Here is a 26,162-nt window from a genome sequence, read left to right as displayed (position 1 = left end):
GGGGTGCCGCTGGAGGCCTGCGGTGCGCATCCGCGATGTTGTGATCGACGTCTGGTCGTGGCTCAACTACAAGCCGGTCATGGCGACCCCGCGCAGGCCGGGTGGACCGCTCGCCGAGCTGGCCGCTACGTGGGTGCCGGATGAGGATCTGCGGCGCCTGTCCGCGTACAAGCTCCTCGCCGGATACGACCAGGGGCAGGCCGGGCAGCTCGCCGCCGCCTCCGCTGGAGACGACACCGCCCTGGAGCGGCGGGAGTTGGGCGACGCCTCGAAGCTCATCGACACGGTGCTCGGCTACCTCCTCGGTGCGGAGCAGACCATCATCGTCCCGGGCGAGGAGCACGCCGACGATGACAAGCCCGCCGGCCGGCGCAGCGGAGGCGGCCGATGAGCAGGAGCGGCTGAGGCTGTGGGCGGAGAAGGAGATCCTGGAGCTGCGCATGCAGCAGACGGAACGCTCCGCCGTACGGTGCGGTGACGCCGTCTACACCCTGGCCTGGGAGCCATCCAAGGGACGTGCCCTGCTGATGAGTTACGACCCGGGGTTCTACTTCCCGGAGTGGCCCGAGGACGGGGAGATGGACGCCGCCGAGTACCCGCGGCGCGTGCACTTCGCATGGGAGCTGCCCGAGGACCAGGAGAAGGGCCTGAAAGCTCGCGTACGGAGGATCACCTACGAGCTGGGCCCGATCGGCGCAGCCACGAAGCCGGGCGCGACGCAGGACGGCATCCCCCGCCACGAATGGATCTACGGCACCGACGGGGATCCCGTCTTGATCGTCGGAGACAAGGTCAACGCCGACCCCGGAACGATCAGCCGCACCTACCCGTGGGCGCCCGGAAAACCGTCTGGGATCACCTGCTACCTCACCGACGCGGAATGGCTCCTCGACGATCTCAAGGGCGGCCACACCATCTACACCCTTCCCGAGGACAAGGCCGCGTTCCGGGTCCGCTCCGACGGCGAAGTGCTCGAACACCTCGACCTGATGCTCGACTTCATCCCCGTCGTCCACATCACCAACAGCATCCCCGAGCCCGGCGAGCACTGGGGGCGCTCCGCCCTCGCCCCCGTCCTCCAGGCCCTCGACGAGCTGTCCGCGACCGACACCGACGCCGCGGCCGCCGCAGCGACCACCGGCGCCCCCGTCGTGTCCGTCTCCGGGGCCCGCATCGGCGTGGACCGTACGACCGGCCAGCCGAAGCCGCTCGCCCTCGCCCCCGGCAGCGTCTTCCAACTCGCCGACGGCGGGCGCATGGACGTCCTGAACACCGCCCCGCAGCTCGCCGAGCCCCGCTCCCGTACGGACCACCTGATCGACCGGGTGGCCGTGAACTCCCGCATCACCTCCGGGGTTGGGCACCCTCGACCCGACCGCCCTGCCATCCGGGTATGCCCTGCAGCTCGCCCTCGGCCCCCTCGACTCCCTCGTCGCCTCCATGCGCCTCGCCCGCGCCCATACGTACGCGCTGCTCCTGCACATGGCCGCACGCCTCCACCAGGCCGGCCAGGGGTGGCCCGCCGGGGAAACCCCCAGGGCGCGGATCATGTTCGGCCCCCACACACCCACCGACCGGGCCGCGATCCTCGACGAAGTAGTCAAGGCGTACGGGGCCGGAATCATGTCCCTGGAGACCGGGGTGCGGATGCTCATGGACGCCGGATACCCCGTCGAGGACGCACCGGAGGAGATCGACCGTATCCAGTCCCGTGCGTTCGCGGCCGCGGGTCTCCTCGCCGATGCGACTGGAGATAACGCGGCGGTCCGCGAGTACCTCGGCCTTCCGGAAGCTGACCCTGAGATGGGTCCTGCACCGCTCATAGCCCCCAACGATGAGGGGGCGGACCGCCAGGGGCGGGGAGGCGAACGAGGCCCAGGCGGGAAGGGCGATGAGTGATGTGCGCGAGGGCTTACACCGCCCACACGGCGCAGGCCGTTCAATCCCTGGTCCCGTGTTCTGCCGACAAGGGAACCATCCCCTGTCATGCCCGCGTACATCCGCGCGGTGCCGGATGAGATGAGGGTGGCCTTGAATGTGCCACCCGCCGGGGAAGGCCACCTTGTAGCGTGGCCGAATGGCTTTTCAATCACACGATGAAGCTGAAGCCGAGCGCGTCGCAGTGGCTTGGCGAGCTGTGACCGACTGGCTTGCCGAGCACGCCCCCATCTCGTACGCCTCGCTGCTGCCCCCCGCGCCGGAGACTGAGATAGCGAACGCGGACGCGGCGCTGAGGCAGCACCTCGGGTTCGCCCTGCCGTCGGAGCTGGCCGCGCTGTGGCGGCTGTGTGGCGGTGTGGAGCACCAGTACATCGAGGCCAATGAGGAAGAGGGCGAGGTCGGCTCGGGGGCGTTCTTGCCTGGCGGGATCCTGCTCGGCCCGGCGGATGCGCTCAGCCCGCGGTTGCCCGAGATCGGCCGCAGCGACGGGTGGGGCGCCGCGGTGGTTCCGTGGCTGACCGGCGACGAAACAGGCCCCGAGTCCGGGCACTACGTGGGCGCGGGCGGTGTCGGCTACTGGTCGCTGCCGGACAACCTGGCCTGCGACAAGCCCGACTATCCGTCGATCGCCGCCTATCTCGAAACTGTGCACCGCACGCTCACCGAAGGGCCGGCGGATGCCATGGGGCCAGATGTGCCCGGCCTGGTGTGGGGCTCCCTGGTCTGGGATGACCCCGGCAGCCCGCTCCTGGACGATGCGCTGGAGCACTGGCGTCCTGTCCACTGACCACGCCCCGCCCGGGGGCCCGCCTGGCTGACGGACCTCCGGGCAGACGTGCAGTGGCTACGGCTTCTTCATCTCGCAGATGAGGTTCACCGCACCGGTGTTGCAGTCCTTGAACCACGGCCGACCGGGATCGACGGCGATAGCGAGGCAATGTCAGTTGTCGGGTGGCGGCGGTATGAGACATCACGGATACCCTTGTGATTGGCGCGGGGGCGTCTCGGCTTGGAGGACATCGTGTCTCGCCCACTGCCCCACCCGCGCACCGTGCTCGGCTACCGCAAGGACGGCCAGCCCATTCACCCCGTCCTCGGCGCGTCCGAGGGCGACCCCTCCAACGACCCGTCCCAGCAGGGCGGTCCGATGGTGGACCAGGACACCCTGTCGCGGCTCCTGGCACGCGAGAAGCAGCAGGGCGAGCGAACTGGGATGGGTGCGTATCCAATGAGGGCGCTGGTTGGTTGATCAGGCTGCGAGTCTGAGGGTGTTGCGGTATCGGGCCTGGTGGTTGTGGGTGAACTCCTGTTGTTCGTGCCAGGCCCAGTAGGTGTCGAAGTCGCCGTTGGCGCGCAGGGCGCGAAGTTTCAGTACGGCTTCGGCTCCGGCCAGGCCCCAGCGGGCCCCGGTGATGTCGAGACGGTCTTTCACCAGGTGGCGGCATGCTCCCTCGATGATGCCCGTCGCGATCGGCCAGCCGGCCGCGAGGGCGGTGTCGTAGCGGAGGTATTCGGCCTTGTTGGTGAGGTAGGGCCTTGACCCCGAATCACTCTCCGTGGCTGAGCGTCACTCCGATTGCAGAGAGTTACTTTCCGCTTCGCGGCAGCTTCGGGAGAACAGGGCACACGCGGCGACGGCGGCGGGCGCGGGCCGCGCTGCTTGTGGGACCAGACCGAGGCTGTGCGCGCGGTATGTCGGTCTCGGTGAGCCGCCCGCCGACGCCTTCTGGCCGGCCGGGAGACCTCACGGCCAGGACGTCTGGCTGCACCAGCCCGATCGCGTCATGTGAGGCGTCGATCCCCGCTGAGACCCGCCAGGATTCAGGGCAACCAGAAAACTCTTCGTCTCACCTCGTCTCACACATCTCTCACAAACGAGAGCGCACGGGAGCACACGAGAGCCTCTGACCTGGATAATCGCTGTCGCCACGGACCACGGCGGACCAGGTGGACATTACATAGGCTAGGGAGCATGGCCTACGAGATTCCGGTGACGCAAGCCCGAGCTGAGCTCGCCGAACTGATCAACCGCGTCGTCTACGGCGGCGAGCGAGTGGTCGTGACACGGCACGGCAAGCCGCTCGTGGCGCTCGTTTCGGCCGCTGACCTGGAGCGACTCGAAAACGGTGAGGCGGCGGCCGAGGAGCAGGTGATCAGCTCGGTCTCCTCGATCGGCTCCTCCGTGTCCGCTCCCGGCGAACGGCGGCGCTTCGGTATCGCGGCGGAACACCGGGGGCATCCCGAGCCGGGCGCCTGAGCACCGCGCCGACGGTCCATATCGCGGAAGCGCCGCACGCCCCCGGCCGTCGCGGGCTTCGGGGGTACCGCGGCATGTCTGGACGGGCGTCAGGCCGCCAGGGGCGGCTCCGGGGCGCCGGGTGCGGGTGCGGCCGGAGGCCGGGCCCGGCGTCGGCCGCCGATGAGCACCGCCGGCAGTCCCGGCGCCGCCCACAGCGTGAGCAGCGCGGCGCCCGCCCCGTTGCCCTCGAAGAAGGTGACCGACCGCGGCAGTGAGCCGCCCGCGCAGGTCTTCTTCGCGCAGATGGCGCTCTCCGCGGTGACGCCGAACACGAAGTGCTGGAGAACGGCCTGCGCGGCCTGATGTCCATGGATCTGCAAAAGATCAGTTAACGCGCCGGAAAAACTTCGGCTCTAACGTGCAATACCTTGCCGCGAGAGACCGGTTCGACGTTCAACAGTCTGTTGAACGCGGCTAGTGTCTCGCTGCGCCCAGGGCCGGTACTGGGCACAGGACTGTGAGGTGGAAGCATGCGACTGACCCCGCACGAGCAGGAACGCCTGCTCATCCATGTTGCTGCCGAGGTGGCGCAGAAGCGTCGGGCGCGCGGACTGCGGCTCAACCACCCCGAGGCGGTCGCGCTGATCACCGTCCATCTGCTGGAGGGCGCCCGCGACGGCCGTACGGTCTCCGAACTGATGGCGTCGGGCCGGAAGGTGCTCTCCCGCCAGGACGTCATGGACGGCGTGCCCGAGATGATCCACGACGTCCAGGTCGAGGCCACCTTTCCGGACGGCACGAAACTCGTCACCGTCCACGAGCCGATCGTCTGACGGGCGGTGCCACCGATGATTCCCGGAGAGATCCTTTACGGGGACGGGCCCGTGCCGTTCAACGAGGGCCGTCCCGTCACCCGCCTCACGGTGCTCAACGCCGCCGACCGGCCCGTCCAGGTCGGTTCGCACTACCACTTCGCCGAGGCCAACCCGGGCCTGGAATTCGACCGTCCGGCCGCCCGGGGACTCCGGCTGAACATCGCCGCCGGGACCGCCGTGCGCTTCGAACCCGGCGTACCCGTCGACATCGAACTCGTCCCCCTCGCCGGACGGCGTATCGTCCCCGGCCTGCGCGGCGAAACCGGAGGTGCCCTCGATGGCTGAACTCGACCGCGCGGTCCACGCCGACCTGTTCGGCCCCACGACCGGCGACCGCATCCGGCTCGCCGACACCGATCTGCTCGTCGAGATCGAGGAGGACCGCTCGGGCGGCCCCGGACTCGCGGGCGACGAGGCGGTGTTCGGCGGCGGCAAGGTGATCCGCGAGTCGATGGGCCAGGCCCGCACCACCCGCGCCGAGGGCGCCCCGGACACGGTCGTCACCGGCGCCGTGATCATCGACCACTGGGGCATCGTCAAGGCGGACATCGGCATCCGCGACGGCCGGATCACCGGAATCGGCAAGGCCGGCAACCCGGACACCATGGACGGCGTCCACCCCGACCTGGTCATCGGCCCCGAGACCGAAATCATCGCGGGCAACGGCAAGTTCCTCACCGCCGGAGCCATCGACGCCCATGTCCACTTCATCTCGCCGACCCTGGTCGACCAGGCGCTCTCCGCCGGGATCACCACCCTGGTCGGCGGTGGCACCGGACCGGCCGAGGGCACCAAGGCCACCACCATCACCCCGGGCCCGTGGCACCTTGCCCGGATGTTCGAGGCGCTGGAGGCGTACCCCGTCAACATCGGTCTGCTCGGCAAGGGCAACACCATGTCGCGCGAGGCCATGCACTCCCAACTGCGCGCCGGCGCACTCGGATTCAAGATCCATGAGGACTGGGGCGCCACCCCCGCCGTCATCGACGCCTGCCTGAGCGTCTGCGAGGAGACGGGCGCCCAGCTCGCCATCCACACCGACACCCTCAACGAGGCGGGTTTCGTCGCCGACACCCTGGCCGCCATCGCCGGGCGCTCCATCCACGCGTATCACACCGAGGGCGCGGGCGGCGGGCACGCCCCGGACATCATCGGCGTCGTCTCGCAGCCGTACGTCCTGCCCAGCTCGACCAACCCGACCCGGCCGCACACCGTCAACACCATCGAGGAACACCTCGACATGCTGATGGTCTGTCACCACCTCAACCCGGCCGTGCCGGAGGATCTCGCCTTCGCGGAATCGCGGATCCGGCCGTCCACCATCGCGGCCGAGGACATCCTCCACGACCTCGGGGCCATCTCGATCATCTCGTCCGACTCCCAGGCGATGGGCCGCATCGGCGAAGTCGTCCTGCGCACCTGGCAGACCGCCCATGTGATGAAGCGGCGCCGCGGAGCACTCCCCGGCGACGGGCGGGCCGACAACCACCGGGTACGTCGCTATGTCGCCAAATACACCATCAACCCGGCGCTCGCCCAGGGCCTCGACCGGGAGATCGGGTCGGTGGAGACGGGCAAGCTCGCCGATCTGGTGCTGTGGGAACCGGCGTTCTTCGGCGTCAAGCCGCAGACCGTCATCAAGGGCGGCCAGATCGCGTACGCGCAGATGGGCGACGCCAACGCCTCCATCCCCACCCCGCAGCCGGTACTGCCCCGCCCGATGTTCGGCGCTGTGGGCCGTTCCCCCGCGGCCAACTCCTTCAACTTCGTGGCGTACGCGGCCATCGAGGACGATCTGCCCGAGCGCCTCGGCCTCGGGAAGCGGTTCGTGCCGATCACCAGCACGCGCGGCGTCACCAAGGCCGACATGCGGGAGAACGACGCGACTCCGCAGGTCCACGTCGACCCCGACAGCTTCGCCGTGACCATCGACGGAGAACCGGTCGAACCGGCACCGGCCGCCGAACTTCCCATGGCCCAGCGCTACTTCCTCTTCTGATGCGGACCGTCCGATGAGCCGCGCAGCGCTGCTCGTCCTCGCCGACGGCCGGTTCCCAGCCGGTGGCCACGCCCACTCCGGCGGCGCCGAACCAGCCGTGAAGGAGGGACGTATCCGTAACGCCGAGGACCTCGCCGAGTTCTGCCGGGGCCGCCTGCACACCACCGGACTCACGGCCGCCGCACTCGCCGCGGCGGCCGCCCACGGCCACGACCCGCTCGCACTGGACGAGGCCGCCGATGCCCGCACCCCGTCGCCCGCGCTGCGGGCCGTCGCGCGCAAGCTCGGCCGGCAGCTGATCCGGGCGGCCCGCGCCACCTGGCCCAGCCCCGAACTCGCCGCGCTCGCACGGGCCCGGCCGCGCGGCGCCCACCAGCCCGTCGTGCTCGGCCTCACCGCCCGCGCCGCCGGACTCGGGCCCGAGGACGCCGCGCACTGCGTCGCCTACGAGACCGTCAGCGCACCGGCCACCGCCGTGGTCCGCCTGCTCTCCCTCGACCCCTTCGAGGCCACCGCCGTCCTCGCCCGTCTCGCACCCGAACTCGACCGGATCGCCGAGCGGGCCGCCGCCGCGGCGCACGGAACCATCGACGCGCTGCCCGCCGCCTCCGCCCCTCTCCTCGACATCGCCGCCGAGGCGCACGCGGCCTGGCCGGTCCGCCTGTTCGCCTCGTAGAACTGCAAGAACCAGGAGCCGAACCCCATGCACCTCGACCACACCCAGCACGGCCCCGCCGCCGTGAGCGCCGATGCCGCCCGCCCCGACGGCACCCGCCGCGCCCTGCGCATCGGACTCGGCGGACCGGTCGGCTCAGGCAAGACCGCGACCGTCGCCGCCCTCTGCCGGGCCCTGCGCGACCAGCTCTCCATCGCCGTGGTCACCAATGACATCTACACCCGCGAGGACGCCGCCTTCCTGCTGCGCCATGCCGTCCTGCCGCCCGAGCGCATCCAGGCCGTGGAGACCGGAGCCTGCCCGCACACGGCGATCCGGGACGACATCTCCGCGAACCTGGAAGCCGTCGAGGACCTGGAGGACACCGTCGGACCGCTCGATCTGATCCTGGTCGAATCCGGCGGCGACAACCTCACCGCCACCTTCTCCAAGGGGCTGGTCGACGCCCAGATCTTCGTCATCGATGTCGCGGGCGGCGACGACATCCCGCGCAAGGGCGGACCCGGCGTCACCACCTCCGACCTGCTCGTCATCAACAAGACCGACCTCGCCCCGTACGTCGGCTCCGATCTCGGCCGGATGGCCCGGGACGCCGCACAGCAGCGCGGGCCGCTCCCCGTGGCCTTCACCTCACTCACCTCCGAGGAGGGCGTGGGGCCCGTCGCCGACTGGGTGCGGGGGCGGCTCGCCGCCTGGACCGCATGAGCGTCCAGGCCACCGCCCGGGTCACCGCGGTCCTCGACAGCCGGGGCGTCACCTCGCTTCCCGTGCTGGAGAGCGACGGACCGCTCGCCCTGCGCCGGACCCGGGCCGTGAACGGCCGGTACACCCGGGTCACCGTCGTCGGCGCCATGAGCGCGCCGCTCGGCGGCGACCGGCTCGCCATCGAGGCGCGGGCCGAGGAAGGCGCCCGGCTCACCGTCGACTCGGCGGCGGCGACCGTCGCACTGCCCGGACCGGGAACGGCCGCCGAACCCGCCACGTACGCCATCGAGTTGAGCGTGGGGGAGCGGGCCGAGCTCGGCTGGCTGCCGGAGCAGCTCGTCTCGGCGCACGGCAGCCTCCTGCACATGACCACACGGGCCGAACTCGCCCCCACCGCACGCCTGGTGCTGCGCGAGGAGCAGATCCTCGGCCGCCACGGCGAGAGCACCGGCACCCTCACCAGCCGCCTCACTGTGCGCCGCGCCGGCCGTCCGCTGATCGACCAGCAGATGGCGTACGGACCGGCAGCACCCGGGGGCTGGGACGGTGCGGCCGTCCTGGGCGGCCACCGGGCCGTCGGCCAACTCCTCGTCGTGGACCCATCGTTCGACGAAGGGCGTCCCGAAGCGCGACTGCTGGGCCCGACCGCCGTCCTCACGCCGCTCGTCGGCCCGGCCGTGCTGGTGACAGCGGTTGCCCCCGACGCGCGCCTGCTGCGCAGGGTCCTGGACGACGCGCTGAGCGACGTAATCGACACTCCGGCGGGCTGAATACCGCTCAGCGGGACACGGCTGTCCGGTTATCGATTCGGTAAAGAAGTGGGTGGGTGATCTGTTCTCAGGAACCTCACAACGACAGGATCCGCGGGAGGTCCCGATCGAACCGCGCCGCCACCGGCGGCGCTTCAGACATGGGGGAGGTTCCACTTGAGACGCACAGCAGTGCTCGGCTCAGCCGGCGCTCTGATCGCGGGCACGCTCATAGCGGGCGCCGTGACCGCACCGGCGGCCACCGCCGAAGGCCACCACAACGGCTCCGAGGCACGCGGCGTTCAGATCGCCGCCGCACGGGCAGCCGAATCCGGCATCGACTGGAAGGACTGTCCGGCCGACTGGGCCCTGGCCAAGCCGATCCAGTGCGGCTGGGTGACCGTGCCGCTCGACTACGCCAGGCCCGACGGCAAGCAGATCAAGCTCGCCGTCGACCGGCACGTCAGCACCGGCACGAAGGACGAGCGACAGGGGGCCCTGCTCTACAACCCGGGCGGACCCGGCGGTTCGGGGCTGCGGTTCCCGACCCGGATCACCAACAAGAACCCGCTCTGGACGAACACGGCCAAGGCCTACGACTTCGTGGGCTTCGACCCGCGGGGCGTCGGCCACTCCGCGCCGATCTCCTGTATCGACCCCCAGGAATTCGTCAAGGCACCCAAGGCCGACCCCGTACCCGACTCCGAGGCCGACAAGCGCGCCCAGCGCAAGCTCGCCGCCGAGTACGCGGACGGCTGCGCCGAACGCAGCGGCGAGATGCTGCCGCACATGACCACGCCGAACACCGCACGCGACCTGGACGTCATCCGCGCCGCCCTCGGTGAGAAGAAGCTCAACTACCTGGGCGTCTCCTACGGCACCTATCTGGGCGCGGTCTACGGCACCCTCTTCCCGGACCACATCCGCCGCATGGTCGTCGACAGTGTCGTCGACCCGGCGAAGGACAACATCTGGTACCAGGCCAACCTCAACCAGGACATCGCCTTCCAGGGACGCTGGAACGACTGGAAGAAGTGGGTCGCCGAGAACGACTCCGCCTTCCACATCGGCAACACGCCCGAGAAGGTCGAGCAGGCGTGGCTGAAGCTGCGCGCCGCCGCCAAGAAGAATCCGATCGGCGGTGTCGTCGGCCCCGCCGAGCTCATCGGCTTCTTCCAGAGCGCGCCGTACTACGACTCCACCTGGGCGCCCATCGCACGGACCTGGAGCGACTACCTGGGCGGCGACACTCAGGCTCTGGTCGACGCCGCGGCCCCGGACATGTCGGACACCGCGGGGAACATCTCCTCGGAGAACGGCAACGCCGTGTACACGGCCGTCGAGTGCGCGGACGCCAAGTGGCCCACCAGCTGGCAGAGGTGGGACCGCGACAACACCCGGCTGCACAAGGACTACCCGTTCATGACCTGGGCCAACGCCTGGATGAACCTGCCCTGTGCGACCTGGTCGGCCAAGCAGCAGACCCCGGTGAACGTGAAGACCGGCAAGGGCCTGCCGCCCGTGCTGATCGTGCAGTCCACGCGTGATGCCGCCACCCCGTACCAGGGCGCCGTCGAACTGCACAAGCGCTTCAAGGGCTCGCGCCTCATCACCGAGCGGGACGCCGGTTCGCACGGTGTCACCGGCCTGGTCAATCCCTGCATCAACGAGCGGGTGGAGACCTATCTGCTCACCGGAGGGACCGACCGCAGCGACGTGACGTGCGCCCCGCACGCCACACCGAAGCCGTAACGGTCACACCCAGCGGTCACAAGTAGCGGGAACGGGCGGCCCCGGAACCACCGGCCGCCCGTTCTCGCGTTACCGGCTCCGCCTCATGCCTTCCGGTCGTAGGCCTCCAGCCAGGCATCCTCCGCCGCGTAGTCGAAGAGCTTCTTCCCGTACGACCGCAGCATGGCGGGATATGCCTCCGTCCAGTCCTTGGCCGCCAGTTGCGCGGCGATCCACTCGACCGTCTCCGGAAGCGACTCCGCGTAACCTGTCACCGGCCGGTACCCGAGTTCCCGCTCGGCGGCCGTCATGTCGTACACGATGGGATGGGGGCAGCTCCACGGCGTCCCTCCGACGCCGTCCTCCCCGGGAGCGCCCGCCATCAGCGCGGTCTCGGTGCTCCGGCCGAGCACCGCGTCGACGGCCGCGCCGATCTCCGCGACCGTCGGCGCCTGCGGATCCCCGGCATTGAGCACCCGCGAACCCGGCCGCCCGGCGGCGAGCCGGATCAGCTCGGCCAGGTTGGAGGAATGAACGGGGTGAAAACGGGACCTGCCACCGTACGAGAGCACCCGTCGCTCCCGGCCGTCCAGGAGCCTCTTCACGAAGTACAGCTCGCGCGGGGAGCGGCAGTACGTCCCGTGAATCGCCCCCGCGCGCAACAGCGTCACCGGCAGCGCGTCCCCCGCCGCCAGCAGATCCTGCTCGAGCTGGATCTTCCGCGTCCCGTAGCTGGCATCGCCGGCCGGAACGGTGCGCCGGGTCTCCGGGATCGGCACGGGGTACCGGGGAAATCCATCGGGCTCGTCCTGCGTATCGAAGCTGCGCCCCCGATCGTCCTCGTACACCGCACCACTGGAGATGACCACCGCCGAACCGATCCGGTCCGCGAGACCGGTCAGCTGCCGGGCCTGGTCCGCGCCGTACGCCACCATGTCGACCAGTACGTCACAACCGTCGCCCAGCGCGGCCGCGAGCGCCCCGTCCTCGTCCCGGTCGAGAGCTGTCGTGCGCACCGTGTCGTCCCACCGCGCGTCCCGGCCGCCGCCGCGGGAAGCGGCCGTCACCTCCCAGCCGTCCTCGACGAGCACCCGCACGGCCGCTCGCCCGATCTGTCCCGTCGCTCCCAGGACCCATGCGTTTCCCTTGGTCATGAGAGGCACGCTAGGCCGGGACCGCGGCCCGGACCAGCGGAGTTCACCCTGCGCGGATCCGCCGTCAGCGTCGCAGTTTCGGGAACTTCTTCGACCGCCCGGTCTGCCTGGTCTGCTCAGCCTGCGCGGCCTTCACCTTGGCCGCGTACTCGTCGACGTACTCCTGGCCGGAGAGCGTGAGGATCGCGTACATGATCTCGTCGGTGACGGCCCGGATCGCCGCCTTCTGGTTCTCCAGACCGGCATAGCGGGAGAAGTCCAGCGGCTCACCGAAGCGGATGGTGACCCGCTTGATGCGCGGAACGACCTGCCCCGGCGGCTGGATCTCGAACGTGCCGACCATCGCGCACGGCACCACCGGCACCTGCGCCCTGATCGCCATCACGGCCACGCCGACCTTGCCCTTGTAGAGCCGGCCGTCGTGCGAACGGGTGCCCTCCGGATAGATCCCCAGCAGCTCACCCCTGCTCAGCACCCCGAGCCCTTCGCGGATCGCCGCCTGCCCCGCGTCCTTGCCGGACCGGTCCACCGGAATCTGACCGATGCTGTGGAAGAAGGCCGCAGTCAGCCGCCCCTTCACTCCCGGCCCGGTGAAGTACTCCGCCTTGGCGAGAAACGTGATGCGCCGTTTGAGGATCGCGGGCATCAGGAAGTGGTCGGAGAACGACAGATGGTTACCGGCGACGATGGCCGCGCCGTGCTCCGGGATGTGTTCCAGACCCTCGATCCTGGGACGGAAGAACAGCCGGAGAAGCGGCCCGATAATGACGTATTTGAGCACGTAGTAGAACACGGGGCGGCTCCCAGCTCAGTCGGATCGGTTCCAGGGCTGCATTCTGCGAGGTCAGCGCACATCTCAGGGGAGGACAGCCTAGGTGCAGCCGTCGTCTTGTGTATCCGTCTTCGGGCGGGTCAATGCTGACCCTGCGCCGCCTTTGGTGACAAGGCGTCAGGCCGGGTTCTCCGTGCCGCGGCCGGTGTGGGCGTGGTGGTCCGCCGGCGTCTCGATGTGCTGTCGACGTCCGGAGAGTTCAGTGCACTGGCAATCCACGTACAGTGCCTGCCGCTGTCAGTGGCAGTTGCCATGATGGGCTCGAAGAAGGAGGCCGGGCTTGTGAGCGCGGGAGGCTGTGAAGCCGGTGACGATCACGGGGTCACGTGCGTCGTTGTCCAGGCTGCGGAATCGAAGGTCCGCGAGGGCGCCGAGACCGGCGGCGCGCAGGTGGGCCAGGACGTGGTCGTGGCGGGCGGCAGTAATTCGTGGGTACGGCCGGGCCGGGCGGCGGATATCCGGATCAGGCGGCCTCTCTCGTCGGTCAGGGCGAGGAAGTGCAGGCCGTGACTGCGTGTTTACCGGAGTAGTTCCGTCGGTCGGCCCTTCCGGCGCGGCGCTGGGCGGGGATGAGGGTGCCGTCGATCAGGACCACCTCCCCGCCCCGCCTGGCGACTTTCTTCAGGGCGCGGTCCAGGCGCGGGGCCTGCGCGGCGAGCAGGGCGATCAACTCGTCGCGCCAACGGCGGACGGAGGACTCGGACACGTTGTTCCCGCCGGCCATGTCGGCCAGACGCTGGTGGTGACGCAGCACGGCCAGGACGATCACCGCGATCCTCCCGGGAGGCAGGATCCGCCAGCTGGACCGTATCGCGTTCAGATGGCGTCGTAGCAGGTCGGCGAGGGTGGTTGACGGTGTGTGTGGACAGCGGCAGACGGCACTGGTGGATAAGCGGGCAGGTGTCCTCGGCGCGTTCTTTGGTTCTCAGCCGCCCCTGATCAGGAGGCTGGCTAAGACCGACCGGCAATTGGGGGGCGGCGTCGCGGGGTTGGGCACGCACTCGCCCAAGGCATTGAGGGCCAGGGGGGACCCCCTCCCGCGTTGTCGTCAATCACCATGTTCCCCGAGCTCTCGGCTTCGCTCGAGCAGGGGAGGCCCCATCCGCCATGCCTCGATCCTCCGCCTTGCAGCTGCACGCACCCGGCCCCGCTCCTTCTTCCACCCTCCAATTGCCGGTCGGTCCAAACCTGCTCAGTTGATCTCCCCGCCCTTCGAAAGCGTCGACGCCGGCAGCGGGTCATGACAGGAGATCGAAGGTTGCTCCCCTTCCCGTTGCCTCGGCCTGCTGGAAGGCCAGCCAGCTCAAGGCCAGGTCTTGCCAGGGCAGGCCGACCGGGGCGTAGACAGTGATCTCCCGGCTGTGGGAGCGGGCGGGGGCGTCACCGCGGATGACCTCTCCAAGGGATGCGGCAGCTGTAGAGGAGGGCAATCCGGCGTTGGCGAGGGCGCCGTGCGTTGCGACGAGTGCGGCGTCGTCGACGATCAGCCGCGCGCGGATGAGGACTTCGGGGGCGACTTCCTGCTTCCCGGGTTCGTCGGCGCCGAGCGCGGTAAGGTGCTGCCCAGGCAGCAGATCCTCCAGATGCAGCAGGGGTTCGCGCGACCAGGTGGCCAGTACCACCGCGTCTGCCTCGGCGGCGACTTCCGCCGGCGTGGACGCCACGGTGCCGCCGTGCCGCCGCGCGAAGGCAGCCGCCCGCTGCGCGTCGGTGTCGTGAACGACGAGACGGTCCCATGATCGCAGCGTGCGAAGTCCACGGACGGTGAGTTCGGCCTGGGCTCCGGCTCCGATCACGCCGACCGTGTGGGCACCGTCGCCACTGGCCGGGCGATCAGGTCAGTGGCCAGGGCCGCGGCGAGGCCGGTGCGCCAGGCGGTGATGGTGGCGGAGTCGATCAAGGCCAGCAATTCGCCGTCCGTGCCGCTGTGGAGGCTGATCACGCCCCGCAGTGACGGGGCCGCGCCGGGAAACTTCGCGTTGACCTTGACCGTGTAGGCGTCGGTCCCGGGAAGCAGCCCGGGAAGCAAGGCTGTCGCGGTGCCTGGGAAGGGAAGGTCGGTGCGCACCCGCTGTCCTGGCAGAGGACTCTGCGCAGAGGCGGCGAACCCTTCCCGCAGCACCTGGATGCAGTCCGAGGGGTTCAGCAGTTCCAACAGGTCCGTGTGGGTCAGGATCCGGGTCATGCGCGTCAGATTCTCACGCCGTTCCGCCGCGGCCAGCGCAGGGGGCGGCACCACGCCGGCGCAGACTGCCGCTTACCTGGTCCAGCCTGAAGTTGTGCGAGGAACAGGAGCGGAGGCGGCCGAAATCGCTGAACCTCATCACCGGTGGCGGCATGCCTGGTCACAGGCGGGCGGTGAACCAGCCGTCGGGCAGTTTCCGCAGCCGGCCGCGGTCGGGCAGTCTGACCAGCTTCCCGCGCAGCGGTTCCAGCTTGGCCCGCACGCTGACGTCCACTCCCAGCACTTCGCCGACCTGCCTGGCCATGACCGGTCCGACGGCCTGCCCTACGGCGGTGAGGATGCGCTGGTAGTCCGGCGGGAGCGTGGCCTCCTCCACACCCGATGTGCGGTGTGGGATGAGCATCACCGCCTGTCCGCCCACCTGCCCGGCCGTCAGCTTCGCGGTTGAGGCACGCTCGTTGGCGAGCTGCTCAGTTATCCGTTCAAGGACCCGTTTGGCGACGGCGAGTTCGTCCCGCTCGGCCCGCACCTCGGCCAACTGCTTGGCCAGCTGTTCTTCGAGTTCGTCCAGTTCCGCGCGCCGCGCGGACGAGAGCGGTGTGGGCGGCGGTCACCAACTGGTGGCGTGAACGCTCGCCCCGGGCGAGGGCCTTGGCCGGGCCTTCGAGCGGCGGCATGTCGAACTGCTCCGCCCAGGCCTTCGCCGCCTGCTCCTCGGCACGCTTCGTGGCGAGCCATTCCTGCCTGCTGGTGCTGTCGCTGTCACGGGCGGCCTTCCAGCAGTCGGTACTTCTCTGCACCTCACCCGGACGGGTGAAGGCGGCAAAAGCCCTGCGGGCCGGCTGCTGCCACGACCAGCCATGACGCTTGAGCAGTGCCCAGGTGCCCTCAACGGTGTAGCGGACGTGGAACAGCCGGTCGATCAATGTCTTCACCCTGGCGGGCGTCCAGCGTGGGTCCTCCCAGTCGTGACCCAGCAAGCCGCGCTCCAACTCGCGTTCCAGCCCGACAATTTGCGTCTCGCTGAGCCTCGGATGCCCGGGGGAGTCCTTCGACAGGACCCCGGCCTCGCCGCGCTCACACCACTGCGGACGCCACCGCTCCACCGATCGCTTCGACACCCGTAACGCGGCAGCGATCTCACGGTCCGTCTTCCTGCCCTCGAAGCGTTCCACGGCCTGCAGCCGGATCCGCTCCTGGGCGGCCCTCTCAGCGTCGGTCAACCCGCCGCCCTGCGCGTACGTCACGACCCCAGGGCTACCGGAACCACCGACACCGTCAGATGAAGAGCACCGACATCACGCTTTCAGGTTCGGTACAGGGGGCTGCAGAAACGACCCCACCAGGCCCATTCCTCTCACCGGGGCAGAGATTCGGTGCGTCCTGGACGTCTCCTGCCTCGCCGGCGAGCCAATCGCGACCTCGTCGCCCACGCACTGAAATGGTCGGCCCGGAGAAGGCACCACCAAGCCATCACTCGCCACTGCCACTACAAAAGAAGAACCAGCTCAGGACACGAACCGATTCTGGAGTACTAATCGGGTGAAACACGCGACCGGCGTTTCGACTTATCCATCAAATCATGGGAATCTGATCCGCGGAATAGCCGCGAAGAGAACCTGGAGGTCACGATGAAGATTGGCAGAACGGCTGCACTCCTGGCTGCAGCATCGGGCACCGTCATGCTGGGAGCAGGTGTCGCAGATGCCCACAGCTTTGGCGGCGGGGACGACGGGGGCAGCGGCACTCAGATCAACAACTGCTTCGTCATTTTGGAAGCCGGGGTTTCGTCCAGCACTTCGAGCTTCCCCGAGGTGAACTGCCTCAATTTTGAGGGCACCTTCGGCAAATTCAAAGGTGATGGCTCGCAGTTGAACAACTGCTACGTCGTCTCTCACGTCGGGAACGTGCTCTTCATCACCCCCGAGGAGAACGAGGGCCCGAGCGTCAACTGCTTCAACATCAGAGCGGATCAGTCGGCCACCCCGAAGAAGCCCCCGAAGAAGTCCCAGACGAAGGCCCACGCGAAGTCCGTGACGAAGGCCCACACGAAGTCCGCGACGAAGGCCCACACGAAGTCCGGGACGAAGGCCCAGACGAAGTCTCACGCCACGCGCTCCCACCACTGACGGCCATTCGACCCAAGGGGGGGACTGAAACCGTGAGCCGGGATGACTTTCCTGACGGCGGCGTCCATACGGGTGAAGTCGCGAGTGATTCAAGGTCCTCAGTGCCCGACTTTCGTTGTACCTCATAACGCGATCACGTGATTGAGAGCCATTGTGCGGATGTCTGAGCAGAGCAGTATTCCGGCGTTGATCCACCAGGCGTGGGGGGACACGGACGTTCCCTCCCAATGGCGGGAGTGGGCGGATTCCTGGAGACGGCACCATCCGGAGTGGAGCTATCGACTGTGGACTGACACGGACAACCGCTCCTTCCTCGAGGAACATTATCCGTGGTTTCTTCCGATCTACGACGGCTACCCCGAGCCGATCATGCGCGCCGACGCCATCCGGTATTTCCTGCTCGACCATTTCGGCGGGGTGTACGTCGATCTGGACGTCGAGTGCCTGCGTCCGTTGGGCGAGTTGCTTGACGGACGCGAACTCGTGCTCGGGTGCGAGCCCCAGTTGCACACCCGCCTGCCGATGGCGCGCCAGCGGGCTCTGGGCCGCATCGTGGGCAATGCGTTCATCGCTTCGCGGCCGGGGCATCCGTTCTGGGCGCACGCGCATCGGGAGCTGGTCCGCAGTCACCGCCTGCCCAGCGCACTGGATGTGTCGGGCCCCTTCTTCCTCACGCGTGCGCTGGACGGAACCCCGGAGTCCGGCTCGATCACCGTGGTGGGCTCGGAGCTGCTCTACCCCAAGGTGAGCCCGCATGCGGTCCAGCTTTTCGGACCGCAGGAGACCAACCTTGACCAGGCCCATGCTGTGCACCACGGGTCCGGGAGCTGGACCGGTGAGGAGTCCTGGTCGCCACGGACCTCGTCGGACAGGAGGGTGAGGTTCTGGATCAGCCAGGACCTGCGGCCCCTAGCCGACGGAGCCTTCGACCTGGACGCGCAGCGCCACCGCTGGGCCTCCAACACCCCGGCGCCGTCCGTGTCCTGTCTGATGGTGACGAAAGACCGCCTGTCTCTCGCCGCGCGTGCGATCCGGTGCTTCCTCGCCCAGACCTATCCGAACAAAGAACTGGTCGTGGTGGACGACGGGCCGAGCGACGCTCTGGAACAGCACGTTCGCGGTCTCGGTGACCCACGTATCCGTTTCCACCGGCTCCCGCCGACCGGGCAGACGCTCGGAGCGCTGCGCAATATCGCAGTCGACCGGGCGAGCGGGACGTACGTGTGCCAGTGGGACGACGACGACCTGTACGACCCGGAACGGATCGAGGTGCAGATGGCAGCGGTCGTCGCGCTGGGAGCCGAGGCATGCTTCCTCGCGCGGCAGCGACTGTGGCGGCCCGCCCGCCGCGAACTGGCCATCTCGCACGTGCGAGTGTGGGAGGGCTCCATGCTCTGCGCGAAGGCCAAGCTCCCGCGCTACCCAGCGCAACGCCGGGGCGAAGACACCCCCGTAGCGGCCCACGTCGTCAGCAGCAACAGGGTCGTCTCCGTGGACGTACCGGAGCTCTGCACCTATGTGTGCCACGAGAACAACACCTTCGAACCCGCCCACTTCGAGCGCATCTTCGATGTCGCCTCCCCGGTATGGACCGGCAGCGACTATGCCGAGCAGCTAATGGCGATGGCGGCGCGACTGCCACTGGACCCGGCCGACCTCCTCCACACCGAGGCGGATTCCAACGCCGGGCCGGATACCTGCGCTGAGCCAGGCCCCAGCGCCGAGACGGATACCAACGCCCTGCGACCACACCGGGCGAGATGGGTGATCAGCGAGCCGGCCCCGGCGCCCATGCACGAACGCCCCTCGGTCCTGGTGCTCACTCCGGTCAAGGACGCAGCCCGGTTCCTGCCCGGCTACCTGAACAGCCTGCACAGCCTGGACTATCCGCACGAGGCGATCTCCCTCGGCCTGCTCGAGGGCGACAGCCAGGACGACACCTGGGACATGCTTCAGCGCGCGCTGCCCGAGCTCGAGCAGCGGTACCGCCGCGTCACGCTCGTACGACACCATGCCGGGGTCCGCCTCCCGGGGCAGCGCTGGGAGCCCGGCGTCCAACGGGAACGCAGGTCCGCGCTGGCCAGAGTGCGCAACCACCTGCTCTCCCGCGCCCTCACCGACGAGCAGTGGGTGCTCTGGATCGATGCCGACGTGACCAGCTACCCACCTGATCTGGTCCAGCGGCTGCTGGCAGCGCGGAAGGACATCGTCGTGCCGCACTGTGTCAGCGAGCCCAACGGGCCCACATTCGACCTCAATACCTTCCTCCTGCGGCCGGAAGCAGGCGCTCTGAACTGGGACCAGTGGATCCGCGACGGCATCTTGCAACCCCCCAGGGGATTCGGAAGGGCCTATCTCGACGAACTGCGCACGCACGATCTCGTCCGCATCGACTCGGTCGGCGGCACCGTACTGCTGGTACGGGCGGACCTGCACCGCGCGGGACTGGTGTTTCCACCGGTCCCGTACCAGCACCTCATCGAGACCGAGGGCCTGGCGGCCCTGGCCAGGGACATGGGCACCGCTTGCTGGGCATTGCCCAAACTCGAAGTAGTGCACCCCCACCACTGGTCGGGGGCGCTCAGCGAACGGGCCATGCCCGTTGTCTGAACACGCGAACCGTCAAGCAAGGCCGTCCCCCGCTCGCTCGAAGCGAAGGACGACTCTCACGCCCGAAGCGAAGGACGACGAATGAGCGACAGCCGCGAACCAGCGGTTTCGGTGGTCATCCCCTGCTACAACTACGGCGGCTACCTGCCCCAGGCGCTGGACAGCGTTCTTGGGCAGACGTTCGCCGACTGGGAAATCGTCATCGTCGACGACGGCAGTACCGATGACTCCTCGGCCGTGGCCCAGGCCTTCATCGACCGCCACCCCGACCGGTGCATTCGGCTGCTCCGCCAGGCCAACGCCGGAGTCTCCGCCGCGCGCAACGTCGGCATCGCAGCCTCAACCGGCCGCTACATCCTGCCGCTCGACGCCGACGACGTGATCGCCCCCACCATGCTGGAGAAGACCGCCGCGGCACTGAACGCCGACCCGCACATCGCCATCGCCTCCACCGATCTGTTCGTCTTCACCGACGCCGACGGCCTGACGCCACAGGTACTGGAGCTTCCGCCCTACAGCAAGGAACTGCTGCTCCAGCGGCTGATCATGTTCTACTGCTCGTTGTACCGCCGCGAAGCCTGGCAGGCCGTCGGCGGCTACAACGAGCGCATGCGGGCCGGCGAGGACTGGGACTTCTGGATCGGCTGCGCCGAGCGGGGATTCGACGCCCACCACATTCCCGAGCCTCTGTTCGGGGCACGCAACAAGGACACCGGTCTCCACGTGGAGGCCGCCGAGAACGACCTCGCCGTCCGGGCCCAGATCGTGGCCAACCACCCCACGTCGTTCAAGCCTCTCACCCAGGCCTGGGCACATGCCCTGCTCAACCAGGAGCATGATGCCTGCCCGTACGACACGCGGGTGCCCGATGAGATCCTCAGCCGAGCTGTCGAGATGGACCAGTTCCTCCGGGTCACCATGGACCTGCAACGCATGGCTCGCCTGCAGCACTACCGCATCAAGCACCTGGAGAAGACCCTCGCAGACCAGACCGCACCAAGGCCGGCCGAGCCCGTCACCCTCGCGTGACGGCTGCCACTGGTCTGTCAATTTAACGACCCTGTCTCACTTTTGGTGGTGACACAGCGTGCTGCTACCCGAGAAGGATGCGCAGCAACGAGCGAGTGTCGATCGGTATTCAGCCTTGCACTCGGCGCTGTCCGGATGGCGTCCGCCGGTGGGAAGATGACCGGCATGACGATCACCAGAAAGGCCGATGCCGTGTAGACGGCCCGGCCGCGTCCGTACCGAGCTTTCGCGTCAGCCTCGCACGCATGGCCTCCAGCTTCTGCACTGTGGTGGCCCGGGGGTCTCGATCGCGGCGGCCTCGCCGAGCCAGCCCTGCTCCCTGGCCTCCTGCAGGCGGTCGATGAGGTTGGTGTGGATCTCCTCCAGACGCGGCATCCGGGTGGGATCAACCCGAAGAAGAGGACATCTGACGCAGGCGTTCTCATGCGCACGAGGGGTCCCGTAGTCGCGCCCGCAGGTCCCGGGAGCGACTTTCCGCAGCTCGAAGTAGGCGAGGAACTCGTCCCACTCAGTGGCGGTGAGGTTGCGGTACTCCTCGCTGGGGCGTTCAGCCCTGCGGCGGGCGATGAAGGCCCGATGATGGGAGATCACGTCCTCCGGGTAGATCGCGGCTCAGCCCATGGCGGTGTCCAGAACGGCATGGCAGATCTTCGCCGCGATGTGGGGCGACAGCCCTGAGCGGATGGCGTCGGTGACGAAGATTCTGCGGAATCGTGGGGCCGCCACTCCAGGGGATCGCCGGCCACGGTGATCTGGGCGCTCGGCGAAGTCGCGACCAGGCATTCGCGGATGTAGCTGCGGGTGAGGGGCCGGTATTCGGTGCCGTACCTGCGTTGGAACAGGAACGGGATCGGCGGGCTCCAGGTCTGCTCGAACACGTCGTAGGCCGACACCGGGGGCAGAGCGGCGTTCCCGGCGCGGACCCGGAAGCCTTGAATTTCCCCGCCCTGAGCTCGCGGATGGGGCAGACCTGCTCACCCTGATTCCCCACCCACAGGCCGCTGAGCTGCGGTCGGGCGTCACAGCGGAGGAGCCGCCCGATAGCCGGCCGGGTTCCGAGACGGGCCGAGCTGTCCAGGGTGGGCGAAGCCCGGCACGCAGCGCAGCCGAAGGCGGAGCGGGTCGGATACGGAGGAGGTGGAGGAGTTCCGGGTGGCGTAGCGCATCCTTTCGGCTCCCCCACGATTCCCGAAGTGGCAGACTTATGTGAGGAGCAGAACACGGGGGACCGCCCATCCGCGGGCCCGATGAGACAAGGCGTGCGGTGGAGAGGCGGTCTGCCATGCAGTCCCTGCTGGCGATGGACAGCTCCGAAGGGCCCGACTCCCTTGCGGACCTCAGAGATTGGCTCAGCGATGAAGCGCTGTTGCGTGGACGGGTGCACATTCCGCCGTCCGCACCCGATGCGGGCGAACTGGGCGCCTGGAGCGACACACTCATCGTGGCGGTCGGCGCCGGAGGCGCACTGACGGCACTGGCCAGGGCGGTCGCGGTCTACGTGCGCCAGCCGCGCCGCAGCACCGTACGGGTCAAAGTGGTCGCCCCCGACGGCACGCGTACGGAACTGACGGTCCAGCACGCGAAGAACCTCGACGCGGTCGAGAACCTGCTGCGCACGGCGCTGCATTCGGACCCGGATACGAGCAGGGGGGCGCTCCCCGGTGGAGCCGCCCCCGCTCTCGGTGAGGCGTCCGAAGCGGAGGGCTGAGCATGATGCGCCCACCCGACCCGGCTCGTTCACGCGCTGTTCTGGTCGGCACAGCCGAGTACACCGAGGATGCCCTGCTGCCCGGCGTCCCGGCCGTACGCAACAACGTCCGCGACCTTCAGCGACTGCTCACCGAAGGCCGGCCGGGGGCCTTCTCCACGGAGTCCACCCGCACCGTGTTCGACCCGGCCACGCCGAGGGATCTCGGACTGCCGCTGCTGGAGGCCGCCCGCCAGGCCGAGGACGTCTTTCTCGTCTACTACGCGGGGCACGGCCTGATCGGCCACGAGCGGCGCGAGTTGTATCTCGGCCTGTCCAAGTCCGTCAGCGAGGCACCGTCGTTCACGGCCTTCCCGTTCCAGGGAATTCGCGAGGCGTTTCTGGCCACTCCGGCGCGCAACCGGGTGCTCGTCCTCGACTGCTGTTTCTCCGGACGTGCCATCACAGGTGGGCTGTCCGGAACGCACGAGCCGCTCATCGAGCAGATGGAGATCACGGGTACCTATACGCTGACGTCGGCAGCCGCCAATGAGCCCGCCCGGTTCCAGGACGGCGAACGGCACACCGCGTTCACCGGCGAGCTGTTGCTGACCCTGCGGGACGGCATCGCCACCACGTCCTCAGCCGAGGTCACGCTGGGCGCGTTGTTCCGGCACCTCAAGCGGGTGCTGCCGGCCAAGGGCCTGCCGGAGCCCCAGCAATGCGGAACGGACACCGCGGAGTTCCTGATCCTGGCCCGGCCCCGCCCGCGTGCCAGACGCGGACCGGTCACCGAGGCCGACGTGGGCGGGCCTCCCGGCACCCGGGAAGGGCTGCTGGCCCGCTGGGACCTCGGCCGCCGCCGTGGTGAGGAGGGCCAGACCGGCGAGGCCATGCGTCTGCTGAACGAAGTGGTGCCCGATCTCACCCGGACGCTGGGGCCGGACGATCCGGCCACCCTCGTCGGGCGGATCAACCTCGCCTACTGGACCGGGCGCGAGGGGGACACCGACGAGGCGCTCAGACTGTCCACCGCCGCCGTCAGTGACATGACGCGCGTGCTCGGTCCGCACCACCGCGCCACGCTCGTGGGCCAGAGCCAACTCGCGCACTGGACGGGCGAGTCGGGCAGACATCATGAGGCGCTGAACCTCACCACCTCCGTCCTCACCGACCTCGTGCGCGTCCTGGGCCACGACGACCGCGAGACCCTCATCGGCCGTGCCCGACTGGCTCGTTGGACCGGGGAGGCCAGTGACCCGGCCGCGGCGGCGCGGCTGACCGGTGAACTCGTACCCGATCTGTCCCGCGTCCTGGGCGCGGAGGACCGCGAGACCTTCACCGGGCGTATGAACCTGGCGCAGTGGACGGGCCGGGCCGGTGCGAGCAAGCGTGCCGTGCGGCTGCTCACGGACCTGGTGCCGGACGTGTCCTGGGCCCTGGGCGCCGATGATCGGCACGCCCTTCTCAGCCGCTCGCGACTGGCCCACTGGTCGGGCGCCGCGGGACGGCGGCGCAGGGCGCGGCGGCTGTTCGCCGCTGCGGTACTGGATCTCGAACGGGTGCTGGGCCCCGACGACCGCGAGACCCTGCTCGCACGCAGCCAGCTCGCCCACTGGACTGGAGAGACGGGACAAGCCGCGGAGGCCGTGCGGATCTTCAGCCTGTTGGTGAGCGATATCGCCTGGGTCCTTGGCTCCGATGACAGAGCCACGCTGGTCAGCAGGGCGCGGCTGGCCCACTGGACGGGGGTCCAGGGTGAGGTGGGTGACGCCATCCGCCAGTTCCACGCCGTCCTCCCGGACCTCAACCGCGTCCTGGGCCCGGACGCTCCCGAAACCGTCGAGAACCGTGTGCTGCTGGCCTTCTGGCGCAAGAAGGCGGACCGGCGGCTCAAGGAGCAGATCTTCTACGGCACCGGGCCGCGCGGAGGCTCGCCGTGAGCCGGCGGGAAACGCACGGCGTACGGGACGGAGAGGGGATCGGCCCCGGAGTCGGCTCCCCGCTGGGGCGTTCGGATCCTGCGTGGATCGGGCCCTACCAGCTGCTCGGCCGACTGGGCGCCGGCGGCATGGGCAAGGTGTACCTCGGCCGCTCCCGCATGGGGCAGCTGGCCGCGGTCAAGGTGCTGCACGACCAGTTCGTGGAGGACAGAGAGTTCCGTAAGCGGTTTGAACGTGAACTGGGCGCGGCATCGCGGGTCGGAGGTCATTTCACTGCTGCCGTTCTGGGGTCCGGCATGGACGAAGAGCGTCTGTGGATGGCAACCAAGTACGTTCCTGGGCCCTCCCTGCACCAGGCGGTCTCCGTGTTCGGGCCGCTGCCCCGGACGACGCTGCTGGCCCTGTGGATGGGGCTGGTCGGTGCGTTGGAGTCGATCCATGCGGCGGGAATCGTGCACCGCGACCTGAAACCGTCGAACGTACTGCTCGCAGAGGACGGCCCTCGGCTGATCGACTTCGGAATCTCCGCTCTCGGCGGCGCGAGCAACCTCACGGCTACGGGAGCGGTCGTCGGAACCCCTGGATACATGTCGCCGGAGGAGGTCCGGGGCCTCAAGTCGGGGCCCCCGAGCGATGTGTTCGCCTTGGCGTGCACACTGATGTACGCCGCCACGGGTACCGCCCCGTTCGAGGGGACGAACCTGGTGGGGGTGATCTACCGGGTCATCCATGACGAACCCGACCTCAGTCGTATGCCGGACCGGATTGCCTCTCTGATCCGCCCCTGCCTCGACAAGAATCCGCTGTCCCGGCCCTCGGTCACCGAGCTGATCAACATGTTGCCCGCAGCGGAGACGGACGAGGTGTCCCGGTTGCTGGCCCATGGCAAATGGCTGCCCGAGGCCATCCGGCGCCAGACGCGGGAAGACGCGGGGAAGGTCTTCGAATGGGACGGCGTGCGCCACGTCATCCTGCCTGCGGCGCACCCGGGTCATCACGAGGACGACGAGCCCGAACTTCACACCGGGACGTTCTCCGAACAACCGCAGCCGGTCCCGACGCCGCAACCGGACCGCACCGTCACCCTGGGCGTGGACGGCCCTGTGCGGGAGCCGATCCCCGAGCCTCCGACCATGCCCGGGGGCAGTGTCGCCGCACCTCCGAACGGCAGTCCCCCGCCCCCCCCGGGCTCCTACGACACCGGCGACACCGGCGGTCCCGAGCCCGATCCGACGAACGAGGCGTCCTTGCGGACCCACACGGTTCCCCTGCCCGCGGACCTGCCACCGCTGCCACGGATCCCGCGCCGCACCTGGCGCCGCTGGCTGCCGGATCGACGCGGTACACGTTGACCACCGCGGGATTCCGCGACGCCACCGGACTCGCCGGTCGCGCCAGTCAGGCCCGACAACTGGTTGAACAGGCCGAACAGGCTATGACGTCGGCGGGCCACCGCTACATACGCGAGGCCGTCGAGGTGCTGGCCGGCCTCGCGCCCACCCTGGCCGAGGTGATGCACAACTCACGGACCAAGGCGTTCGTAGTCTGAGCAAGCGCCTGGCGGCCGTGCAGGGCGGTACGGGTGAGGCAGAGTGTCCCGAATGCGGGGCCCGCTGGGTGGTCGGCGTCGACCGGCGCTCGAACGCCGTCTACTGCTCACGCCGGTGCTACGCTGGCG

26 protein-coding genes and 2 pseudogenes are annotated in these 26,162 nt (G+C 69.1%); 19 read left to right on the top strand and 9 right to left on the bottom strand.

Annotated elements, in window-relative coordinates; genetic code table 11:
• Positions 1 to 22: 22 nt before the first annotated feature.
• The 4 genes from ACFVV1_RS27915 (at position 23) to ACFVV1_RS27900 (ending at position 3,190) form a co-directional block, all read left to right on the top strand.
• Positions 23 to 391 carry a hypothetical protein gene (locus tag ACFVV1_RS27915; protein WP_389994484.1) on the top strand — a complete coding sequence of 123 codons (369 nt, stop codon included), beginning with the start codon at positions 23 to 25 and terminating at the stop codon, positions 389 to 391.
• The gene (locus ACFVV1_RS27910; protein ID WP_389994481.1) at positions 351 to 1,757 is read left to right on the top strand and encodes a hypothetical protein; all 1,407 of its coding nucleotides are present in this window, start codon (positions 351 to 353) and stop codon (positions 1,755 to 1,757) included. Before ACFVV1_RS27915 ends, ACFVV1_RS27910 begins: the two co-directional genes overlap by 41 nt.
• 380 nt (positions 1,758 to 2,137) lie before the next feature.
• Complete coding sequence (locus ACFVV1_RS27905; protein WP_389994478.1) at positions 2,138 to 2,728, top strand: hypothetical protein; 591 nt, start codon at positions 2,138 to 2,140, stop codon at positions 2,726 to 2,728.
• A 234-nt stretch (positions 2,729 to 2,962) separates the two neighbouring features.
• A complete protein-coding gene (locus ACFVV1_RS27900) occupies positions 2,963 to 3,190 on the top strand; it encodes a hypothetical protein (RefSeq protein WP_389994476.1) in 228 nt (75 codons plus the stop codon).
• On the opposite strand, the pseudogene ACFVV1_RS27895 reads toward ACFVV1_RS27900, so the two are convergent.
• Positions 3,191 to 3,472: pseudogene (locus ACFVV1_RS27895) on the bottom strand (ISKra4 family transposase); the annotation flags it as partial.
• A gap of 441 nt (positions 3,473 to 3,913) precedes the next feature.
• Here ACFVV1_RS27895 and ACFVV1_RS27890 point away from each other — a divergent pair.
• The gene (locus ACFVV1_RS27890; RefSeq protein ID WP_389994473.1) at positions 3,914 to 4,198 is read left to right on the top strand and encodes a type II toxin-antitoxin system Phd/YefM family antitoxin; all 285 of its coding nucleotides are present in this window, start codon (positions 3,914 to 3,916) and stop codon (positions 4,196 to 4,198) included.
• A gap of 89 nt (positions 4,199 to 4,287) precedes the next feature.
• Here ACFVV1_RS27890 and ACFVV1_RS27885 read toward each other — a convergent pair whose 3' ends face one another.
• Complete coding sequence (locus tag ACFVV1_RS27885) at positions 4,288 to 4,560, bottom strand: hypothetical protein (protein ID WP_389994470.1); 273 nt, start codon at positions 4,558 to 4,560, stop codon at positions 4,288 to 4,290.
• 150 nt (positions 4,561 to 4,710) lie between these two features.
• On the opposite strand from ACFVV1_RS27885, the gene ACFVV1_RS27880 reads away from it, so the two are divergent.
• From ACFVV1_RS27880 to ACFVV1_RS27850, 7 genes are all read left to right on the top strand, one after another.
• Positions 4,711 to 5,013, top strand: a complete 303-nt coding sequence (locus ACFVV1_RS27880) for an urease subunit gamma (RefSeq protein ID WP_389994468.1) — start codon at positions 4,711 to 4,713, stop codon at positions 5,011 to 5,013.
• Positions 5,014 to 5,028: 15 nt separating this feature from the next.
• Positions 5,029 to 5,340, top strand: a complete 312-nt coding sequence (locus ACFVV1_RS27875) for an urease subunit beta (protein WP_389994465.1) — start codon at positions 5,029 to 5,031, stop codon at positions 5,338 to 5,340.
• Positions 5,333 to 7,054: an urease subunit alpha gene (locus ACFVV1_RS27870; RefSeq protein ID WP_389994462.1), complete on the top strand. Its 1,722-nt coding sequence runs from the start codon at positions 5,333 to 5,335 to the stop codon at positions 7,052 to 7,054. Before ACFVV1_RS27875 ends, ACFVV1_RS27870 begins: the two co-directional genes overlap by 8 nt.
• A 13-nt stretch (positions 7,055 to 7,067) precedes the next feature.
• Positions 7,068 to 7,730 carry an urease accessory protein UreF gene (locus tag ACFVV1_RS27865; protein WP_389994459.1) on the top strand — a complete coding sequence of 221 codons (663 nt, stop codon included), beginning with the start codon at positions 7,068 to 7,070 and terminating at the stop codon, positions 7,728 to 7,730.
• 27 nt (positions 7,731 to 7,757) lie between these two features.
• Complete coding sequence (gene ureG / locus ACFVV1_RS27860; RefSeq protein ID WP_389994456.1) at positions 7,758 to 8,435, top strand: urease accessory protein UreG; 678 nt, start codon at positions 7,758 to 7,760, stop codon at positions 8,433 to 8,435.
• On the top strand, positions 8,432 to 9,205 hold the full coding sequence (locus ACFVV1_RS27855; protein WP_389994453.1) for an urease accessory protein UreD: 774 nt from the start codon (positions 8,432 to 8,434) through the stop codon (positions 9,203 to 9,205). The genes ureG and ACFVV1_RS27855 overlap by 4 nt, the downstream gene beginning before the upstream one ends.
• Before the next feature lie 156 nt (positions 9,206 to 9,361).
• Positions 9,362 to 10,936, top strand: a complete 1,575-nt coding sequence (locus ACFVV1_RS27850) for an alpha/beta hydrolase (protein WP_389994451.1) — start codon at positions 9,362 to 9,364, stop codon at positions 10,934 to 10,936.
• A gap of 83 nt (positions 10,937 to 11,019) precedes the next feature.
• On the opposite strand, the gene ACFVV1_RS27845 is transcribed toward ACFVV1_RS27850, so the two are convergent.
• From ACFVV1_RS27845 to ACFVV1_RS27820, 6 genes and pseudogenes are all read right to left on the bottom strand, one after another.
• Positions 11,020 to 12,069 carry an NAD-dependent epimerase/dehydratase family protein gene (locus tag ACFVV1_RS27845; protein ID WP_389994448.1) on the bottom strand — a complete coding sequence of 350 codons (1,050 nt, stop codon included), beginning with the start codon at positions 12,067 to 12,069 and terminating at the stop codon, positions 11,020 to 11,022.
• 64 nt (positions 12,070 to 12,133) lie between these two features.
• Positions 12,134 to 12,862: a lysophospholipid acyltransferase family protein gene (locus ACFVV1_RS27840; protein WP_389994445.1), complete on the bottom strand. Its 729-nt coding sequence runs from the start codon at positions 12,860 to 12,862 to the stop codon at positions 12,134 to 12,136.
• Between the two features lie 523 nt (positions 12,863 to 13,385).
• A complete protein-coding gene (locus ACFVV1_RS27835; protein WP_389994442.1) occupies positions 13,386 to 13,670 on the bottom strand; it encodes a hypothetical protein in 285 nt (94 codons plus the stop codon).
• A 469-nt stretch (positions 13,671 to 14,139) separates the two neighbouring features.
• Positions 14,140 to 15,086: pseudogene (locus ACFVV1_RS27830) on the bottom strand (ornithine cyclodeaminase family protein).
• Between the two features lie 160 nt (positions 15,087 to 15,246).
• Positions 15,247 to 15,615, bottom strand: coding sequence for a hypothetical protein (locus ACFVV1_RS27825; RefSeq protein ID WP_389994439.1), 369 nt, complete (start codon positions 15,613 to 15,615; stop codon positions 15,247 to 15,249).
• A complete protein-coding gene (locus ACFVV1_RS27820; protein ID WP_389994436.1) occupies positions 15,569 to 16,333 on the bottom strand; it encodes a winged helix-turn-helix domain-containing protein in 765 nt (254 codons plus the stop codon). Before ACFVV1_RS27820 ends, ACFVV1_RS27825 begins: the two co-directional genes overlap by 47 nt.
• 384 nt (positions 16,334 to 16,717) lie before the next feature.
• Between ACFVV1_RS27820 and ACFVV1_RS27815 the strand changes: the two genes are divergently transcribed.
• The 3 genes from ACFVV1_RS27815 to ACFVV1_RS27805 all read left to right on the top strand — a co-directional run bounded on the left by ACFVV1_RS27815 (position 16,718) and on the right by ACFVV1_RS27805 (position 20,854).
• Entirely contained in the window at positions 16,718 to 17,215 is a 498-nt protein-coding gene (locus ACFVV1_RS27815; protein WP_389994433.1) for a hypothetical protein, read from the top strand.
• Positions 17,216 to 17,374: 159 nt separating this feature from the next.
• A complete protein-coding gene (locus tag ACFVV1_RS27810; RefSeq protein ID WP_389994430.1) occupies positions 17,375 to 19,825 on the top strand; it encodes a glycosyltransferase in 2,451 nt (816 codons plus the stop codon).
• Positions 19,826 to 19,906: 81 nt separating this feature from the next.
• Positions 19,907 to 20,854, top strand: a complete 948-nt coding sequence (locus ACFVV1_RS27805) for a glycosyltransferase family 2 protein (RefSeq protein ID WP_389994427.1) — start codon at positions 19,907 to 19,909, stop codon at positions 20,852 to 20,854.
• Between the two features lie 231 nt (positions 20,855 to 21,085).
• Here ACFVV1_RS27805 and ACFVV1_RS27800 read toward each other — a convergent pair whose 3' ends face one another.
• A complete protein-coding gene (locus tag ACFVV1_RS27800) occupies positions 21,086 to 21,445 on the bottom strand; it encodes a hypothetical protein (RefSeq protein WP_389994424.1) in 360 nt (119 codons plus the stop codon).
• 691 nt (positions 21,446 to 22,136) lie between these two features.
• On the opposite strand from ACFVV1_RS27800, the gene ACFVV1_RS27795 reads away from it, so the two are divergent.
• From ACFVV1_RS27795 to ACFVV1_RS27780, 4 genes are read left to right on the top strand one after another with little or no spacing between them, the layout of a single operon-like run.
• Positions 22,137 to 22,562, top strand: coding sequence for a hypothetical protein (locus ACFVV1_RS27795; RefSeq protein WP_389994421.1), 426 nt, complete (start codon positions 22,137 to 22,139; stop codon positions 22,560 to 22,562).
• A gap of 2 nt (positions 22,563 to 22,564) precedes the next feature.
• Positions 22,565 to 24,484, top strand: a complete 1,920-nt coding sequence (locus ACFVV1_RS27790) for a tetratricopeptide repeat protein (RefSeq protein ID WP_389994418.1) — start codon at positions 22,565 to 22,567, stop codon at positions 24,482 to 24,484.
• The gene (locus ACFVV1_RS27785; protein ID WP_389994415.1) at positions 24,481 to 25,836 is read left to right on the top strand and encodes a serine/threonine-protein kinase; all 1,356 of its coding nucleotides are present in this window, start codon (positions 24,481 to 24,483) and stop codon (positions 25,834 to 25,836) included. Before ACFVV1_RS27790 ends, ACFVV1_RS27785 begins: the two co-directional genes overlap by 4 nt.
• The gene (locus ACFVV1_RS27780; RefSeq protein ID WP_389994412.1) at positions 25,833 to 26,033 is read left to right on the top strand and encodes a hypothetical protein; all 201 of its coding nucleotides are present in this window, start codon (positions 25,833 to 25,835) and stop codon (positions 26,031 to 26,033) included. Before ACFVV1_RS27785 ends, ACFVV1_RS27780 begins: the two co-directional genes overlap by 4 nt.
• The last annotated feature ends 129 nt before the right edge of the window (positions 26,034 to 26,162 follow it).

The organism is Streptomyces sp. NPDC058092 (genome assembly GCF_042884935.1).
In the GTDB taxonomy this organism is placed as follows: Bacteria; Actinomycetota; Actinomycetes; order Streptomycetales; family Streptomycetaceae; genus Streptomyces.
This window is presented reverse-complemented; position numbering and strand designations above follow the sequence as displayed.